Here is a 17,431-nt window from a genome sequence, read left to right on the forward strand (position 1 = left end):
GTGCGCGCCGGCCAGATCTTCGACTTCTTCGCCGGCGAGTGCCTGCGCCTGGCCGGCGAAGTCCTGCCGTCCGCCCGGCCCAATATCGGCGTCGAGATCACCCGCGAGCCGATCGGCGTCGTCGGCATCATCACGCCGTGGAACTTCCCTATCGCCATTCCCGCCTGGAAGATCGCGCCGGCGCTTTGCTACGGCAACACCGTGGTCTTCAAGCCGGCCGAGCTGGTGCCCGGCAGCTCGTGGGCGATCGTCGATATCCTGCATCGTGCCGGCCTGCCGAAGGGTGTCCTTAACCTCGTGATGGGCAAGGGCTCGGTCGTCGGCCAGGCGATGCTCGATAGTCCGGACGTGCATGCCATCACCTTCACCGGTTCGGTGGGAACCGGCAAACGCGTCGCCGCCGCTTCCGTCGAGCACAATCGCAAATTCCAGCTGGAAATGGGCGGCAAGAACCCCTTCGTCGTGCTCGATGATGCCGATCTTTCGGTCGCGGTCGAGGCGGCGGTCAATTCCGCCTTCTTCTCCACCGGCCAGCGCTGCACCGCCTCCTCGCGCATCATCGTTACCGAAGGCATCCACGATCGTTTCGTCGCGGCGATGGGCGAGCGGATGCAAGGACTCGTGGTCGACGATGCGCTGAAGGCCGGCACTCATATCGGTCCGGTGGTCGATGAGAGCCAGCTCAACCAGGACAGCGACTACATCGCCATCGGCAAGCAGGAAGGCGCCAGGCTCGCCTTCGGCGGCGAGCTGCTGCAGCGCGACACGCCCGGCTTCTACCTGCAGCCGGCGCTGTTCACCGAGGCGACGAACAAGATGCGCATCAGCCGCGAGGAGATCTTCGGGCCGGTCGCCGCGGTCATTCGCGTCAAGGATTACGACGAAGCGCTCGCCGTCGCCAACGACACGCCGTTCGGTCTGTCGTCCGGCATCGCCACCACCAGCCTGAAGCATGCGACCCATTTCAAGCGCAATGCCGAGGCCGGCATGGTGATGGTCAACCTGCCGACGGCCGGCGTCGATTTCCACGTGCCGTTCGGCGGCCGCAAGGGTTCGTCCTACGGCTCGCGCGAGCAGGGACGCTACGCCGCCGAGTTCTATACCACCGTCAAGACGGCCTACACGCTCGCTTAAATGTGAGGCAAGCCCCGGCGTCCAACATCCATCTCGGTGTTGGGCGGCGGGGCTGTTTCGATATACAGATCAGGTCCGCAAGGATAGTTGCCCAGGCCGCCAGGTCAGGAGGTCGCGATTTTCTCTCAGAGAGCGGGATAGAGGCCTCGCGAAGACACCACGTACTGGATCGCCGCAAGCAGGATCGCGACCACAACGATCACACCGACACGCAACGTTCTTTCAAGGAAAGTTTCCTGGCCCTGCATCGTCAAACCTCGTTCTGCAACAGGTGTATCGACAATCGGCAAGGTCAGAGTATCAGGCGCGCAAGCGCGAGCACAGACCGCAATGACAAGTCGCAGAACGGGGACGACCTTGCAAACCCGTCCGCCGCTCCAGACCAGAGACGGGGGCCCCAGGGAGAAGAAGCCTAGAAAGCAGCTCGCTTGTCGTGCTTCGCGAGACGGGCAAGCAGATAGTCCACTTCCGACCGCGCTGTCGGCGTCAGCATCTGGGCTGGCTTGCGTTGCGCGTCGGTGGCGATAACGCCGCGACGCTTCAGAACGTGCTTGCGAATGGCAAGGCCAATCCCGAACTGCTGCTCGTAACGGATCAACGGCAGGTGCGCGTCGAAGAGATCGTGCGCTTCATCCCTCTTCCCGGCCGCAGAAAGCTCCATCAGTTCGGTGAGCATGTCCGGAAAGCCATAGCCGGTCATGGCACCATCGGCACCGCGCTCCGGCTCGAAGTCGAGGAACAGGCCGCCATTGCCGCACAGGATGGAAAATTCGCGAAGTTCGCCCGCCTTCTGCATGGCGCGCAACTTCGATATCTTCTCAAGACCGGGCCAGTCCTCGTGCTTCAGCATCAGGCAGGACGGATGATTGTTGATGATCTTCGCGATCACGCCAGGCGTCATGACGACCGTGAGGGTCAGCGGATAATCCTGCAGAACCCACGGCACGTCTTCGCCGACGGCTTCCACCGCACCGGCGAAATAGTTGACGATCTGGTCATCGGTACGCAATGCGGGGGGCGGAGCGATCATTACTCCGGCAGCACCCATCTGCATCGAGACACGTGCCAACGAGCGCATGCTGGCGAACCCTGGAGCGGAGACCCCGACAATCACCGGGATCTTTGATCGGGAGACCACGCGCTTAACGATGGCACGGCTTTCCTCCGGCTCGAGCTTCGGGGCCTCGCCCATGATCCCGAGGATCGTGACGCCGGTGCAGCCGCTCTCCTCATAAAAGTCCGTGAGTTTGTCGATCGAATTGAAATCGATCGAACCATCGTCGTGAAATGGCGTGGTTGCGATGGCGTAGACGCCCTTGGACTGCGTACTGAACGTCATTTCTGGCTGTCCTTCCAGGCCTCATATCGGGCCTTCGTTTCTGCATTCATCGGGTAAAGACCGGGAAGCGGCACGCCCCGGTCCACTTCGTTCATGATCCAGGCCTCCATGCGCTCCTGTTCGGGCGCCTCGGCGAGCACCTTGTCGAGGAACGCCGACGGGATGAGGACCGCTCCGTCGTCGTCGACCACGACGATGTCATCAGGAAGAACGGCAACGCCGCCGCAGTTGATCGGCTCCTGCCACCCGACGAAGGTCAGACTCGCGACGGAAGGCGGTGCTGCGATGCCATTGCACCACACCTTCATCCCGCTCGCCAGCACGCCCTCGCCGTCACGCATGGCGCCGTCGGTGACGAGGCCGGCGACTTTGCGTTTCGCCATTCGGGCACACAGGATGTCGCCGAAGATACCGGCATCACTGACGCCCATCGCATCGGCGACGGCGACGCACCCTTCCGGCATCGCTTCGATCGCCGCCCGGGTGGAGATCGGCGAGGCCCAGCTCGCCGGCGTGGCAAGGTCCTCGCGAGCAGGGATGAAGCGCAGCGTGAATGCCATGCCGACAACCCGTCCCTGGCCGGGTCTAAGAGGCTTCGTGCCGCGCATCCAGACGTTGCGAAGCCCTTTTTTCAGGAGAACCGTCGTGACCGTCGCGGTGGACACGCCCTTCAGGATTTCAACGACATGGGGTTCAAGTGACATGAGAAACCTCACCTAAATCAGATGCTGTTGATCAGACCGCCATCGACGCGGATGACGGAGCCGGTGATATAGGAAGCGCGGGGGCTCGCAAGGAACGTGACGGTGTCGCCGTATTCCTTCGGATCACCGTAGCGGCCGACCGGGATCGACCCGGTGCTTTCAGCCGTCACATCGGCGACCGGTCGGTTCTCGCGCTTCGCCTTCTGCTCGTCCAGAAACACGATGCGCCCCGTGGCGATACGCCCGGGCAGCACGATGTTTGCAGTGATACCGTCGCGCCCGACCTCGCGCGCCAAGGTTTTTGACCAGCCCACCAACGCCAGGCGCAGGCTGTTCGATATCCCGAGATTTGCAATCGGCGCGATGACGCCGGAAGACGTGGAGGTAATAATGCGCCCCCATTCGCGCTCGCGCATGCCAGGAAGCACCGCATCGGTGACCGCGATCACCGAGCGAACCATGAGATCAAAGTATTTCGACCAATCGTCAGGCGACTGTCCTTCGGCCGGCGTCGGCGGCGGCCCGCCGGTGTTGTTGATCAGGATATCGACCGGGCCGAACGCGCTCTTGATGGCATCGAGCTTCTGGCCAATCAGGGACAGGTCGCTGATATCCCAAGCCAGCGGAATGGCCTTGCCGCCTGCTCCTGTGATTGCATCCGCGGTCGCTTTGGCGCTTTCTCCGTGGATGTCGGCGACGATGACGGAAACGCCCTCCGCCGCAAGCGACCTTGCGATTGCGCCACCAAGCCCGCCGCCGGCGCCGAAGACAAGCGCCGTCTTGCTATTCAACTGAAGATCCAACTTTTCCTCCTTCGCTTTCGGCCACTATGACAAGGCGAAAACGCAAGAAAAACCTTCCTTTTTCTTCCTTCAGACGATAGTAAAACTAACGATGGAAACCCGCTTTCTCGAAACCTTCCTGACCGTCGTCCAACACGGTTCTCTGGCCGAGGCGTCGCGCCGCCTGGGCGTGACGCCGGCCGCAATCGCACAACGTATCCAGGCGCTGGAAGACGAGATCGGGCTGCCCCTTCTCGCGCGATCAGGTCGGCGAGTGAAGCCAACGGAAGCCGGGGTTGCGATCCTGGAGAAGAGCCTACGTGTTCTATCGGAAGTCAGGCAGTTGAAAGGGCTGGCGCACGACGGCCAGGCATTCGGAGAGTTGCGGCTTGGCGCCATCTCGACGGCACTGACGGGCCTGCTTCCGAACGCTTTGCGAAGCGTGTTCGACAAAACACCGGGCGTCGACATCTTCCTGCTGCCGGGAACGTCGGCAGAACTCTATAACAGCCTGCTCGAGGAAAAGATTGACGCGGCAATCCTCGTCAAACCGCCTTTCCCCATACCGAAGACCTTACACTGGGAACTGATCCGATCGGAGCCGTTCGTCCTTCTGGCGCCGCGCGACCTCGCGAACGTCCCCGTCGACCACTTGCTTCGCGAGCAACCGTTCATTCGATACGACAGAAGCAATTGGGGTGGCCGGCTCGCGGATACCTATCTTCAATCCCAGCGGGTTCTTCCGCGGGAATGGCTGGAACTCGACTCGCTCGAAGCCATATCGGTGATGGTTGAAGCAGGGCTGGGCGTATCTCTGATGCCCGACTGGCGTTCATCCCTGTTCGACAACCTGCGCGTTGCCCGGCTGCCGCTGCGCAATGCACCATGCCGCGAAATCGGCCTGCTCAGACCTCGCAGCGTGCCGTCCGGCCGACTGATCCAAACCGTCCTCGATGCCATTCGATCGTAGAGAACGCGGTAGCGTCGGTCGTCGACTAGTTCCCACTCACACGATACTCGACCGCACCCCTGAAATGCTAGCGAGGAACACCGAACTTGCCACTGGAGTTCGCGAGATGATGGTGCATCCCGTCGATCATTATTGCGCGCGGGTACGCAGATCGCACGCAATCGTAGTTCCTGACGATACATTACGCGATCCCAGACGCACAGAACGGGAACTTTGACTGAACTCGGGGTGGGCGGCGTCGCTGTATCCCACGTCAAAGGCGATTTCGTTGCGTGAACCCCTTTGCGGAGCAGCCGAAGGCATAACTGCGATGCCGAGGGTTTAGGCAAGTCCTCAAAATCAACCGCGGGTTTTGGCGTCACTGAAGCGTCCGCGTCGGCATTCGATCTTTGACCGGATTCCGCCCACGGTCGCATGCAACATTAAAGTTGCAACTTGGCGTGAAATGGTAAGATCGCACGCGGCTAATACAGCAGTAATCCCTAAGCCGGGATGCCTTCGCACAAGATCAGCCAGAACCGTTGCGAGATCCGGCCGGCAAGCAAATCAACAAGCCTGTGGGTGAGCGAATGGATGGCGGACTGAGATTACCCGGCGCAGCTTGGCGGCGCCAGTTTACCGCAATGTTGGTGGCCGCTGGTTGCATGGTGGCCTGGCCGGTATCGGCGCAAGACGGAATCGAGCCTGAGGCGCATCGGATCCTGGTCGCGATGAGCGAAACTCTCAAGTCGGCGCCGACCCTCAGTGTCGACTACGACGTGGATCAGGAAGTCGTCAATCTGCAAGGTCAGAAAATCCAGTACAGCGCCTCCGGTTCCATCGCCGTCGATCGCGAACGAGGTTTTCGAATGAAGCGCATGGGCCCCTTTGCCCAGGCGGAGGTGATATTTGATGGCGAGACGATATCACTGCACGACAAAGTGCTGAACGTTTACGCACAGCTTCAGAGCCCCGGACGACGCGTTGAAGACGCGGCCGAGGAGCTTCGCGCCGCCACCGGACTTGACGCTCCCGGAGCCGATTTTCTGGCAGGCGAGCCCTATGCGGTCCTCACTGACGGCGTGACGGAAGGAACCGTTGTCGGATCGGCCTTCGTCAATGGGGTGGAATGCGACCATCTCGCCTTCAGGACCGACATTGTGGACTGGCAGATCTGGATCAGCAGGGGCAGCAGACCATTGCCGCTCAAATACGTCATCACGACCAAATGGACCACCGGAGCACCCCAATATTCGCTGCGGCTCAGCAACTGGAGGTCGGATGGGATCGTAGCCGCGCAGTTTAAATTTGCGCCGCCTCCGGCTGCCAAGAAGCTCGAACACGTCCACGCCGATGTCACCGGCGAGCTTTCGCTGGAGACGGTGCAATGAGGACGCACACGCTGCACGGAAAGATCCTTTCACTTGCCATCGCCGGTTTTGCCATGCTCGCGGCAGACGCTCTCGCTCCCGCGCCGTTCGGCTCGTTCGTGCCCGAGGCGCAGGCGGTCGTGGGACGGCCGTTGACACCTGGAAGTGTTTCGGGTGTCGCTCGCCGCACCACGCGCCGAGTGATCCGCCGCTCCACGGTGTATGTTGCCGCACTGCCCACCGGCTGCGTTAGAACGAGTGTCAATGGCACGGTCGTGTGGCGCTGCGGCGGGGTCTACTACCAGCCGTACGGCGGGCGCTACGTCGTCGTTTACATTGACTAAACTCAGAGCATTACGTCGCAACTCGATTTTTCGATGGAGGAATAGAATGGATATTACGCGTCGTGACTTGACGGCCGCCGGTCTTGGAGTGTTGGCGGCAGGTTCTCTCGCAAGACCTGGTGCTGCCGCCGACGGGTTGGTGGCGGATCTGCCGGAAGGGCTCGACGAATTCGCGCTCGCCGTCGAGGCGTACACTTATGCCTATCCACTGGTGACAATGGAACTGACCCGGCGCGTGATTACCAACGTCGCGGAACCTGAAGGAACCCGTGGCCCCATGGGGCATCTGATCAAGCTGCGTCAGTATCCGGACGCCAAGTTTCGGGATGTGACCGCACCGAACGCAGATACCCTTTATACGACCGCGTTCTTCGACGTGGGCGATGAGCCCTGGGTCATCACCCTGCCCGACCTCAAGGATCGTTACGCCCTGTTCCCAATGCTGGATGGCTGGACGACCGTTTTCGACGTTCCTGGAAAGCGCACGACGGGCACCGAGGCCCAGACATTCGTGGTGACAGGACCCGGCTGGGAAGGCACACTTCCCGACGGCGTGACCCAATACAAATCTCCGACGAGCATCGTTTGGCTGCTTGGACGCATCTATTGCACGGGTACCCAGGAGGACTACGCCGAAGTTCATAAGCTCCAGGACGAAGTGAAGCTCTATCCCTTGAGTGCATGGGGCAAGGACTGGACAGCACCCAAAGGCAAGGTCGATCCGACCATCGATATGGAGACTGCCGTTCGCGAGCAGGTCAATGGCATGGATGCCATCGAGTACTTCACCCTCTTTGCCGAGCTTCTGAAACGCAACCCACCGAGTGAGGCGGATGCACCGATGATTGCCAAGCTCGCCGAGCTTGGCATTGTCCCGGGTCAGGACTTCGATAAAAGCAAGTTCGAACCGGCGTTTGCCAAGCGCGTGCCCCAGGTCGCCTTCGCGCGCATCATGATGCACTTCAAGCTCAGCGATGGCGACGTGCAGGATATCGATGGCTGGGGTTTCACGACCAAGACTGGCATCTATGGCACCAACTACATCCAGCGTGCCTTGGTCACCGCGATCGGCCTTGGGGCAAACCGGCCGCAGGATGCGGTCTACCCGACGTCGATGAAGTCCGGCGGCGGTCTGATCAAGCGGGCCTATAACGGTTCCGAGAAATACGTGATGACTTTCAAGAAAGGCCAGACGCCGCCCGTTTCGGGTTTCTGGTCCTTGACTATGTATGACGCGGGATACTTTTTCGTCGACAATCCGCTCAATCGCTATTCGATTAGTGCACGGCAGGACCTGAAGGCAAATCCCGACGGTTCGATCGATTTGTTCATTCAGAATGAATCACCCGGGGCAGATAAGGAGTCGAACTGGCTTCCAGCACCCAAGGGGAAGTTCATTCTCATGATGCGCCTCTACTGGCCCAACGAGAGCAATCCCTCCATCATTGACGGTTCTTGGACGATACCGCCGGTAAAGAAGGTGAGCTAATTCCACCAGCCTGCATGCAGCCGCCGCGGGTCCGGTTCCTGGCGGCTGCAAACAGGAAGTCTCGGCATCCACGTCTCTTGTTGAGCATGGTGCGATCGGTCCTCAGTGAAGATTAATCAAATTACATCAGCTTCGGTCCTGTCATTGGTTTTTGGAGACCAATAATTTGACAAAGGGGATTTGATCCAGTGGACCGGGCTTTTATGTACATCCTTCGGACTTTGCTATGCAGTCTGTTCCTCTGCCTTTGTGGGCTTACGCACCTGCAGGCGCAAACGCCTGTGCCCCCAATTGCTCAGCCGTCCAAGGTGGCCGAACTGCTGCGTCTGCTTGAGAATGAGGATGTGAGGGTCTGGCTGGAGCAGAAGCAAGCCGCCGCTTCCGAGTCCCGCGACAATGAGGCAGTGTGGTTCATTGAGGAACGTGAGGCGCTCTTGCGCGCCCGTTTCAACGCATTTTTTTCCGCGGTGCCACGCGTCAGCGATGAGCTTTCGCGCGTCGGGTCTACGGTTTGGCAGGACGCACGGAGCAACGGCGTCATGCCAGCGGCGCTCGTGTTGGCAATCATCGCCGGCATAGCTTTTGGCATCGAATGGATTTTTCGCCATTCAGTGCCCGCTGTGCCCTTCCCCAACCCACTCTTGAGGCAGACCTACACGGAGTTTCTGACGCTCTCGATATTCACGGCGATCGTCGCGATCCTTTTTCTCCTGTTCGCCTGGCCGCCACTCGTGCGTGTGGTCGTTCTGTACTCGCTCCTCGCATTGATCGCCTGCAAGCTCGCGACCGCGCTCTGCCGCATCGCGCTCGCCGCGTCCATAATGTCGGCCCGCTCTTATTTGCGGGTCCGGATATTCGTCGCATTGCTGGCAGCGACGATGGCATTCTCGGCTGTAAGCGAACGCCTTGGTGTTGCAGCCGACGTCCAGTCAGCCCTCACTATCGGACTGTCCATCCCAATTGTTGTTCTGGCAATGGCGATGATCTGGCGTGAGCGCTCCAGCGATGTCAGATCGTGGCGAGACCGGATCTCTCGCGCTATGGGCATCTCCGGCGCAATTGTGCTCTGGCTGCTCTGGTGCGGCGACTTCATGGCTCTATTCTGGCTCGGTGTCATGATTGTCCTCGTGCCGCGCGCTTTGTCGATTGCCGACAGCCTGATGCTTTCATTCTCGCCCTCTCGCTCAAATGAGCGAGACCCATCGGACCCGAAGGCGGTCCTGCTCGTCCGCGGAACGCGCGCCATTATCCTGATTGCAGCGGTCGATTGGGTCGCCTTCGTTTGGCGAAACAATTTCCCTTTTGCTTCCGGAGAAGTAACATTGATCCGGACGATCATTGCCGGCGCATTCAACAGCGTCGTCATCCTGCTAATCATTGACCTCGTCTGGCAATTGGCAAAAGCCTACATCACCCGCAAGCTGCGCGACGTCGGTGATGAGGGAACCTCTCCCTCAAACGCACTCGCCCGAGAAAGCCGGCTTCGCACTTTGCTGCCCGTTTTCCGCAACGCCCTGGCAGCGGCACTTCTCTGTGTCGCGGTGCTCACAATTCTTTCGGAGATGGGCGTCAAAATCGGCCCGCTGGTCGCTGGGGCGGGCGTCGTCGGCGTTGCAATTGGATTCGGCTCGCAGACCTTGGTCAGGGACGTCGTCAGCGGCGTTTTCTACCTGCTGGACGACGCGTTTCGGGTCGGGGAATACATCGAAGCAGGAAGTTATACGGGCGTCGTGGAATCCTTCAGCCTGCGTTCCGTGAGGCTGCGGCACCACCGCGGGCCAATCTTTACCGTACCTTTCGGTTCGCTTGGCGCGATTAAGAATGCCAGCCGCGACTGGACTGTCGACAAGTTCCGCATTCGTGTCCCTTTCAAAACTGATGTTGACAAAGTCCGCAAGCTCATCAAGGAGATCGGCGCGCAATTGCAGGCCGATCCGGAACTCGGTTCGCTCTTCATCGAGCCGCTCAAACTGAAGGGCGTCGAGCAGATCGGTGAATATGGAATTGAGCTTGGCATCGCCTTCACCTGCAAGCCGGGGCAACAGACAATGATCCGTCGCAATGCTTACGCAATGGTCATGCAGGCTTTCCATGAAAATGGAATCGACTTTGCTCAACCGATGGTTCAAGTCAGCGGAGACGACAAGGAGACAGCGGCAGCGACGTTCGCGGCGCGGCAGTCTCCGGGTAAGACGACTTCGCCGGGCACCGCCTCGCCAGCTTGAAAATCCCACGTGGAGTCTCTGGAGCAATTGCCTTAGCGAGGTTCGGCTACAGCTCGCCCGTTCGTTCTGGGGGGTCGCCGTCGGTATCGGCAGCAGATAGGTTTTCCTTGACGCGAAACTCGCGAGGCCCAAATCCGGTCGCTTTTCGAAAAGCTCGGGTGAAGCCGGCGGGAGAGGAGTAGCCAAGATCCTCGGAAATGTTGGTGATCGACACGGTTCCATCGCGCAACATTTCTGTCGCACGTTGCATTCTCACCGCGCTGGTCAGGCTTCGGAAGTCGGCGCCTACCACTCGAAGTTCACGCTGCAGTGTCCGAACGCTCGTGTTCATCGTTCGCGCTGCCTCCTCGATCGACACATCGCCCGCCAGCAGTTGGGCGCGAATCTGTGCAGTGGCGATTTCCAGCAAACTCCGAGGTGCACCTCCAGGACGATCGCGAGCCACATCCTCGAGGGTCACAATCGACCGAGATGTTCGTCGCGACGCAGCCATCAACCTATGCCGCTCAACGACGACCGCCACTGCTGGCGCATTGAATATCACCGGGCATTTGAATACGTCCTCAAAAAGCGAGGTATGGGCTGGAGTCGGGATGTCAAGTTCGACGCGAAGTGGGTGCCAATGGTCAGGCAGATATGCCTTGAAGAAGCTTAGCAGTTCGCCAGCAGCGGCACATGCGACCGACTCATACCCCCGAGACCCAGCCAAAGCGAATTTATAGCCAAAGCGCAGTTCCTCCTTCGTGGTGGTGACAGTCAGATTGTCAAAACTGCTGTGATACTGCAGCGCCACGATACCTCGTTTGATCGCGTCGCCGAGCGTGTCTGCCTCGGTTATGAAGCGACCGAAGCTGCCATACGCGGAAACATCCATATTCGGCACGAGCAGGAGACCGAGGTTTGTGTCGCCCACTGCCCTCGCCATGGCTTCGACGAACCCGACCACAGATTGCTGGGGAATGTAGACATTGCGGTCCTCGATCAATTCCACGTCGAAGCCCGCGGCGCGATTGGCGCGCAACAACGCTCGCTCCCCAAGTTCGCTTCGAATAAACGCGGGTAGGCCTTGCAAGACGTGGCTCGAGATCACGGGAATCGCGGCGATCTGAAATGGTTCCTGAATACGGGATTGGCGTGAAATGGATAATTTTCACATATTCGACCGCCGGTAGAATTGGCAAGCAATATCTGCAATTCGATGTAGACGGTACATACGCCTGCATAGATCAGCCTCCCTTCAATATGCGGCCAACTTACCGGGTGCCCCCCAAGCCACAGACGCGGAGCGCATCCGAAGCAAGCACCCGAGACCTCGTCCTGAAGATGCTACGGAAACGAAACCGGGTCTTATCCTTTCACGCCAGTCTCATCGGCCCCGGAGCGGATGGTCAAATATTCGCGCTTTGCAAAGCAATCATAAGTGGTAGGTTGTTGCAACTGTGCGTTCCCGGGATGCGTCTGCGATTTGGCGGGAAATGGTAAGATTGGCAAGGGGAGGCACAGCTAGTCTCCCGCAACGAACGCTTCGGTTTGGTTGTCGGATCGTCGGGAGGCTTTCCTGCAACGCAGGTGGTCGTATCAGCTAGAAAGTCCAGGAGAGGGCAAACATGTTATCTGAAATGCTTCGTCCTGCGGTGTTGGCCGCGGCCGGTTTGCTTGCAACGACGCTGACTGCGGCCGGCGAGGTAAAAACCCCGGGCTACAACCATAAAATCCCCGAAAAGATTATGACCCCCGACAAGGTGGAAACAAGGTTGGGTACGCTGAGGTTCTTTGACGGGATGCCGGATGAAGCAACTGTCGATAGGCTCTATGACAATCTCGACCTCATGCGCGGCGTCGAGACGTTCCTCAACGGCATCCCCGCCACATCCGTCGAAGGCATTCGGCTCGGGCATCTGGAGTTGGGCGCGGACACATCATATAAGGCAATCCTTCTTGACCAGCTGATGGACTCGGCGCCGCTGTTCCTCACCGGCAACACCGACACTGTCTATGGCAGCGTTGTTCTCGACTTGTGGAAAGACGGGCCGACGGTTGTGGAGATTCCTGCCGGGTCTGGTCCCGGCACGGTCAACGATGCCTATTTTCGCTTTGTGACCGACATGGGCGGGCCGGGCCCCGACCGCGGCAAGGGCGGCAAGTATCTGATCCTGCCGCCCGACTACCAGGGAGATCTCAATCCGCCGGTCGGCGGCATCGAGGCGGAGGTCGAGGGTGAAACGTACTTCGTTTCCAAGTCTACGAGCTATGTAAATTGGCTGATCCTGCGTGGCTTTCTGGTCGATGGAAAGCCCGACGCGGCAGTCGCTTCCTTCAAGAGCGGGCTGAAGGTCTATCCGCTCAGCAAGCGTGATAACCCGCCGGAAATGGAGTTCATCAGCGGATCGCGTAAATCCTGGAATACCATTCATGCCAACAATTACGCGTTCTACGAAGAGCTCCACACGGTCATCAATCGGGAACCGACGTCTATGCTCGATCCCGAACTGCTCGGCCTGTTTGCCGCTATCGGCATTGAAAAGGGCAAGCCCTTCGCCCCGGATGCGCGGATGAAGAAACTGTTGACCGAGGCAGTCGCTGTCGGCAACGCAACCGCCCGCGCGCTGATTTTCCGACCCCGTCTTGACGGTTTCCATCTCTACCCGAACAGCGCATGGGGCGCGGCCTTCGTTGGGGGAAGCTATGAATGGCTTCGGGACGGCGGCAAGGGTGGCCGTTATCTCGACGCCAGAACCCTCTTCTTCTACCAGGCGACGGTCAACACACCTGCCATGGTGGAGAAAATGATCGGCGCTGGTTCCCAGTATGCATATGCTGCGACCGACCGGAACGGCGACTATCTGGATGGCGCAAAGACATACAAGCTTCGCATTCCCGCCAATCCACCGGCCAAGGATTTCTGGTCCGTAGTGGTCTACGATCCGCAGACGCGCTCGGAACTCCAAACCGGCCAGACCTTCCCAAGCAAAAACAACAAGCGGGACAAGCTGATCGAGAATCCCGACGGCTCGGTCGAGCTCTATTTCGGTCCGAAGGCACCCGAAGGCAAGGAGGCAAACTGGATTCAAACCGTCGCCGGCAAGGGATGGTACACGCTTCTGCGGCTTTATGGGCCACTCGAGCCCTGGTTCGATAAGACCTGGCGGCCGGGCGAGTTCGAACCGATCGATTAACATCTGCAGTCGGGACCCGAGAGATAAGTCGCTTAGACCGGGCGTGGCGTCAAATGATAAGTTCGTCGCCTGCTTCCCTTGTAGGTAGGATTTACATGAAGAGGAGTAGCGGTCGGTCGGCGAACTCCTTGATGCGGACATTGAGGGGATCGTTGGTGCAATTTCAGTCTGCTCACGACCGGAACGCCAAAACCGGCGCATTCTCCTGGTCGCTTTCGACATGCGTCCTCTTGGGTTTGACGCTGCTCGCGGCTTGTGCGAGCCGCCCGACCGGCGTGCTTGAACCTGTGGGAGCCATTCCGTCGGCCACCCAAGTCGAGATGCTGGTCACCACGACTCGAGGTCGCTCGGAAAACCCCGGAGAGATGTTCAGCGGCGAACGTGCTTTCAACCCGACATTCGCTGACATCACCGTTTCAATACCGCCTGACTCCGCGCGCAAGGCAGGCGAGGTTGCCTGGCCGCGCAAGCTTCCGCCAGATCCAGCAGCCGATTTTGCAGCGCTCAAGGCTGACGAAATCGACCGCGAAACGGCTGAAAAGTGGTTGAATAGCCATGTGCGCAAAAGCCCGGACGGCAGTGTTCTAGTTTTCATTCACGGCTTTAATAACCACTTCGAGGACGCCGTCTTCCGTTTTGCGCAGATCGTGCACGATTCCGGCGCACGTAGCGTGCCGGTACTCGCCACATGGCCGTCGCGCGGAAGCCTGCTGGCCTATGGTTACGATCGCGAAAGCACCAACTATACGCGCAACGCGGTTGAGCGGCTGTTCCAGTACCTGGCAGCCGACCCTCAGGTCAAGGAAGTGTCTGTTCTCGCCCATTCCATGGGCAACTGGCTGGCACTGGAATCGTTGCGGCAAATGGCGATCCGCAACGATGGGCTGCCGGCCAAGTTCAAGAATGTCATGTTGGCGGCGCCTGACGTAGACGTCGATGTATTCCGTTCGCAGATCGCGGATATGGGCCAGCAACGGCCGCGCTTTACGCTATTCGTCTCTCGTGACGATCGTGCGCTCGCCGTTTCGCGCCGCGTGTGGGGAAACGTCTCGCGCTTGGGCGCAATAGACCCGGAACAATCGCCCTACAAGGAAGAACTGGCGGTGAATGAAATCACCGTCGTCGATCTGACCCAACTCAAGGAAGGTGATAGCCTCCACCATACAAAGTTCGCAGAGTCGCCTGAAATCGTACAATTGATCGGCCGCCGGCTGTCGAGCGGTCAAACCTTGACCGACAGCCGGTTGGGGCTTGGCGACCATATTGTGGCGGCCACTGCTGGGGCCGCGCACTCGGTCGGCACAGCTGCGGGCCTGGTCGTTGCCGCCCCGGCGGCGATTGTCGATCAAAACACACGGCAAAATTATGTTCATCACGTGGAGGCGCTCGTCGGACCATCCGGCAACGCGAATTCGAACACCGCCGGCAATGCCTGCAGGGAGCCGAGATCAGGAACCTGCAGCCGATAGCCAATCGCTCCGAGTACACAGGACCAAGCCGCGGGCCGCCATTGGCTGAACGAAATGCCTACAACAGCGATTGCTCGCCACAGCGAGCATTACAGGGGGACAACATGAGGATTCGCATCGTTCGTACTCTAGCGGCAATCGGAACTTGCCTTGTTGCGGGTACGGCGCAGGCCACCGAAATCTATTCCCCGATGACGCCGGAAGTGCAGCAGAAGACCACCGAAGGCGGATGGACATTTTCCTTCGCCCCATATTTCTGGGCGGCCGGTTTGTCGGGTGACCTTGAGCAGTTCGGGCTGCCCGCAGTCGATGTCAATGCCAGCTTCCGTGACATCTTCGACCACCTTGAGTTCGGTGCGATGGCGATCGGCGAAGCGCGCAACGGCCCCTACAGCATCTTCGCCGATGCCATGTATACCAAGATTTCGGGGCAGTCGGGGACACCACGAGGCATTGTTGCGACAGACGTCGAACTCACATCGGAGACCTTTGCCGGGCTGCTCGGCGCGGGATACTCCGTCATCGACAACGATACAGCGCGGTTCGACGTGGTCGCCGGCCTGCGCGTATGGTCCGTCGAAAGCGAGCTTTCGTTCCATGGCGGCATTCTCGATGGGCGCAGCAGAAGCGATCAGGCAACTTGGGTAGACGGTCTGGCGGGTTTCCGCGGCACCTATTCTCTCACGCCCGAACTCTACCTGACGGGCTGGGGTCTTGTCGGTGCTGGTGGCGCTGACCTCGATTGGGACGTGGCGGCGGCAATTGGTTATAGGTTCAAAAATTCGATATCGGCCATTGCCGGCTACCGCGCGTTGGGCGTGGACTACAGCAATGACGGTTTCGTGTTCGACGTCACTCAGCAGGGTCCGATGCTGGGGCTCTCAGTGCGGTTCTAAGCGGAGCCGCTCAAACCCACCGACCCCCTTTCCAAACAAATCGAGCGACCACAAATCTGAAGGAGACGAAGCTTTGAAGACAAGAAATACCATAGCAGCGGCACTGTTCATCGGGCTCGCGTTAGCGGGCGCGACGCGCGCAGAAACACTTAGCTACGCCGACGCCGTCACGAGGCTGGCGCAGGATTGCGGCGGCGACATCAAAAAGCTCTGCCACGGCCTCAATCTCGGCAACGGGCGGGTCGCCGATTGCCTCCAGAAAAACGCAGCAAAAATCTCACCGGTCTGCGTCGGATCGATCACGACTGTGCTCACCTCGATCAGCCAGCGGGAGCAGGCCCAGGCCGCATACGCGAAAGTCTGCAAACACGATGTCGCGCAACTCTGTTCAAGCGTGAAAGGCGACGGCTACCGTCTCGCATGTCTCATCAAAGCCGAAAAGCGCGTAGGCAAACCGTGTAATCAGGCGATAACCGATGCCGGCTGGAGATAAGCAAATGACCAGGCTCCGTAACCTACTCCTCACTCTTTTACTCGCGGCATCGAGCGCACCGGACTTTGCAGCCGCCCAGGAGGTCTCCCAACAACGGATCGTCTCAGGACTTGGCAAGCTCGTTGAGGCGGCTCCGTTGATCGACATCGCAATTCTGCGTCAGGAAGCCATAGAGGGCGGCGGAGTGGCGATGGCGTCGCTTCCGAACTGGGGAAAGATCGCCAAGCTCCCGCAAATGGTCGTCGAGATCGACTTCGAGAACGATTCGGTGATGATCAAGCCGGAATCCTACAGGACTCTGGGCCTGCTCGCCGATGCGCTTCATCATCCGAATCTCTGGGCCTACAAGTTTCTGATTGTCGGGCACTCGAGCTCAACAGGCAGTGACAAGCATAATCTGGAACTCAGCGAAAGACGGGCCGTGGCCATCACGGAAATTCTCTCAACGACATTCGCGGTCGCCCCTGAACGGCTCTATGCCATTGGTGTCGGCGAGTACTTCCCGATCGATGGCTCAAAGGGCGATTCAGCGAGTAACAGACGCGTCCAGCTTGTCAATTTGGGTGTCTTCACGACGCCGTAACAATGCCTACCGCCGGCAGACCACGCGTGCCCGCAATCGGCCTGCGCTCTCACCAAAGAAGCGCAGGCACTGCGGACTACTACGCGAGGCTCGCATGACGTGCCGAGGAACCCATCTGCTCCCACCGGACCGCTTTGAGCCGGATACCCCCAACACCTGTTCATGTGCTTCAGACGCGTTGGAGTGGCTCTCTGATGGACAAATTTCTCGATCTTGGTCCCACGTGGGCCGAACTGGAAGAGCTCGTTCCTTGCGTCGCGAAGAAGATGGTGGCGACCACCACCGAAGATCGGGTTTGTCGTTTTGCATTTAACCGGGTTCATCCTCAATTTCTGTGATTCAGCGGCAGCATTCTCGCCCTCATCAGTGCTGGGCCGGCGCGACCGTACATTGCACGCTTCAGCATCTTGAGGCGGTTGATCTGCCCTTCGGCTTGACCGTTGCTCCACGGGAGTTCGATTGCATTTTTGACGGCATC

At 59.4% G+C, this 17,431-nt stretch carries 16 protein-coding genes; 12 read left to right on the plus strand and 4 right to left on the minus strand.

Going from position 1 to position 17,431, the window contains the following annotated elements; translation table 11 throughout:
* The coding region (locus tag AC0C6X_RS29695) for an aldehyde dehydrogenase family protein (RefSeq protein ID WP_472956608.1) at positions 1-1,134 on the plus strand (1,134 nt) is incomplete at its 5' end.
* A 412-nt stretch (positions 1,135-1,546) separates the two neighbouring features.
* Here AC0C6X_RS29695 and AC0C6X_RS29700 read toward each other — a convergent pair.
* From AC0C6X_RS29700 to AC0C6X_RS29710, 3 genes are read right to left on the minus strand one after another with little or no spacing between them, the layout of a single operon-like run.
* Positions 1,547-2,473, minus strand: coding sequence for a dihydrodipicolinate synthase family protein (locus tag AC0C6X_RS29700; RefSeq protein ID WP_247960776.1), 927 nt, complete (start codon positions 2,471-2,473; stop codon positions 1,547-1,549).
* On the minus strand, positions 2,470-3,177 hold the full coding sequence (locus AC0C6X_RS29705) for a ribonuclease activity regulator RraA (RefSeq protein ID WP_247960775.1): 708 nt from the start codon (positions 3,175-3,177) through the stop codon (positions 2,470-2,472). Before AC0C6X_RS29705 ends, AC0C6X_RS29700 begins: the two co-directional genes overlap by 4 nt.
* Before the next feature lie 17 nt (positions 3,178-3,194).
* The gene (locus AC0C6X_RS29710; RefSeq protein WP_247960774.1) at positions 3,195-3,980 is read right to left on the minus strand and encodes an SDR family oxidoreductase; all 786 of its coding nucleotides are present in this window, start codon (positions 3,978-3,980) and stop codon (positions 3,195-3,197) included.
* Between the two features lie 91 nt (positions 3,981-4,071).
* Here AC0C6X_RS29710 and AC0C6X_RS29715 point away from each other — a divergent pair, with 91 nt between their 5' ends.
* The 5 genes from AC0C6X_RS29715 (at position 4,072) to AC0C6X_RS29735 (ending at position 10,336) form a co-directional block, all read left to right on the plus strand.
* Positions 4,072-4,929 carry a LysR family transcriptional regulator gene (locus AC0C6X_RS29715; protein WP_247960773.1) on the plus strand — a complete coding sequence of 286 codons (858 nt, stop codon included), beginning with the start codon at positions 4,072-4,074 and terminating at the stop codon, positions 4,927-4,929.
* A 569-nt stretch (positions 4,930-5,498) separates the two neighbouring features.
* A complete protein-coding gene (locus AC0C6X_RS29720) occupies positions 5,499-6,299 on the plus strand; it encodes a DUF2092 domain-containing protein (RefSeq protein WP_472956610.1) in 801 nt (266 codons plus the stop codon).
* A gap of 53 nt (positions 6,300-6,352) precedes the next feature.
* Entirely contained in the window at positions 6,353-6,622 is a 270-nt protein-coding gene (locus AC0C6X_RS29725) for a hypothetical protein (protein WP_247960827.1), read from the plus strand.
* Between the two features lie 46 nt (positions 6,623-6,668).
* Complete coding sequence (locus AC0C6X_RS29730) at positions 6,669-8,111, plus strand: DUF1254 domain-containing protein (RefSeq protein ID WP_173519370.1); 1,443 nt, start codon at positions 6,669-6,671, stop codon at positions 8,109-8,111.
* A gap of 308 nt (positions 8,112-8,419) precedes the next feature.
* Complete coding sequence (locus tag AC0C6X_RS29735; protein ID WP_472956612.1) at positions 8,420-10,336, plus strand: mechanosensitive ion channel family protein; 1,917 nt, start codon at positions 8,420-8,422, stop codon at positions 10,334-10,336.
* 46 nt (positions 10,337-10,382) lie between these two features.
* Here the strand turns inward: AC0C6X_RS29735 and AC0C6X_RS29740 are convergent, their stop codons facing one another.
* A complete protein-coding gene (locus tag AC0C6X_RS29740; RefSeq protein ID WP_247960770.1) occupies positions 10,383-11,360 on the minus strand; it encodes an AraC family transcriptional regulator in 978 nt (325 codons plus the stop codon).
* Positions 11,361-11,943: 583 nt separating this feature from the next.
* Here AC0C6X_RS29740 and AC0C6X_RS29745 point away from each other — a divergent pair.
* The 6 genes from AC0C6X_RS29745 to AC0C6X_RS29770 all read left to right on the plus strand — a co-directional run bounded on the left by AC0C6X_RS29745 (position 11,944) and on the right by AC0C6X_RS29770 (position 17,291).
* The gene (locus tag AC0C6X_RS29745; RefSeq protein WP_472956615.1) at positions 11,944-13,512 is read left to right on the plus strand and encodes a DUF1254 domain-containing protein; all 1,569 of its coding nucleotides are present in this window, start codon (positions 11,944-11,946) and stop codon (positions 13,510-13,512) included.
* 131 nt (positions 13,513-13,643) lie between these two features.
* A complete protein-coding gene (locus AC0C6X_RS29750; RefSeq protein WP_376741719.1) occupies positions 13,644-14,981 on the plus strand; it encodes an alpha/beta hydrolase in 1,338 nt (445 codons plus the stop codon).
* A 104-nt stretch (positions 14,982-15,085) separates the two neighbouring features.
* Entirely contained in the window at positions 15,086-15,877 is a 792-nt protein-coding gene (locus AC0C6X_RS29755) for a porin family protein (RefSeq protein ID WP_472956617.1), read from the plus strand.
* 73 nt (positions 15,878-15,950) lie between these two features.
* Positions 15,951-16,370: a hypothetical protein gene (locus AC0C6X_RS29760; RefSeq protein ID WP_472956619.1), complete on the plus strand. Its 420-nt coding sequence runs from the start codon at positions 15,951-15,953 to the stop codon at positions 16,368-16,370.
* Between the two features lie 4 nt (positions 16,371-16,374).
* Positions 16,375-16,953 (plus strand): OmpA family protein, encoded by a 579-nt coding sequence (locus tag AC0C6X_RS29765; protein ID WP_173519373.1) that lies wholly within the window; start codon positions 16,375-16,377, stop codon positions 16,951-16,953.
* A 194-nt stretch (positions 16,954-17,147) separates the two neighbouring features.
* On the plus strand, positions 17,148-17,291 hold the full coding sequence (locus tag AC0C6X_RS29770; protein WP_173519374.1) for a hypothetical protein: 144 nt from the start codon (positions 17,148-17,150) through the stop codon (positions 17,289-17,291).
* Positions 17,292-17,431 lie beyond the last annotated feature (140 nt).

The sequence above is a fragment of the Ensifer sp. VA4 genome (assembly GCF_055710065.1).

Excerpts from the sequence above, each read along its gene's own strand:
- AC0C6X_RS29725 (WP_247960827.1), top strand. The coding sequence starts at position 6,353 with ATGCTCGCGGCAGACGCTCTCGCTCCCGCGCCGTTCGGCTCGTTCGTG.
- AC0C6X_RS29765 (WP_173519373.1), top strand. The coding sequence starts at position 16,375 with ATGACCAGGCTCCGTAACCTACTCCTCACTCTTTTACTCGCGGCATCG.
- AC0C6X_RS29745 (WP_472956615.1), top strand. The coding sequence starts at position 11,944 with ATGTTATCTGAAATGCTTCGTCCTGCGGTGTTGGCCGCGGCCGGTTTG.
- AC0C6X_RS29705 (WP_247960775.1), bottom strand. The coding sequence starts at position 3,177 with ATGTCACTTGAACCCCATGTCGTTGAAATCCTGAAGGGCGTGTCCACC.
- AC0C6X_RS29770 (WP_173519374.1), top strand. The coding sequence starts at position 17,148 with ATGGACAAATTTCTCGATCTTGGTCCCACGTGGGCCGAACTGGAAGAG.
- AC0C6X_RS29730 (WP_173519370.1), top strand. The coding sequence starts at position 6,669 with ATGGATATTACGCGTCGTGACTTGACGGCCGCCGGTCTTGGAGTGTTG.
- AC0C6X_RS29720 (WP_472956610.1), top strand. The coding sequence starts at position 5,499 with ATGGATGGCGGACTGAGATTACCCGGCGCAGCTTGGCGGCGCCAGTTT.
- AC0C6X_RS29700 (WP_247960776.1), bottom strand. The coding sequence starts at position 2,473 with ATGACGTTCAGTACGCAGTCCAAGGGCGTCTACGCCATCGCAACCACG.
- AC0C6X_RS29750 (WP_376741719.1), top strand. The coding sequence starts at position 13,644 with ATGCGGACATTGAGGGGATCGTTGGTGCAATTTCAGTCTGCTCACGAC.
- AC0C6X_RS29755 (WP_472956617.1), top strand. The coding sequence starts at position 15,086 with ATGAGGATTCGCATCGTTCGTACTCTAGCGGCAATCGGAACTTGCCTT.
- AC0C6X_RS29715 (WP_247960773.1), top strand. The coding sequence starts at position 4,072 with ATGGAAACCCGCTTTCTCGAAACCTTCCTGACCGTCGTCCAACACGGT.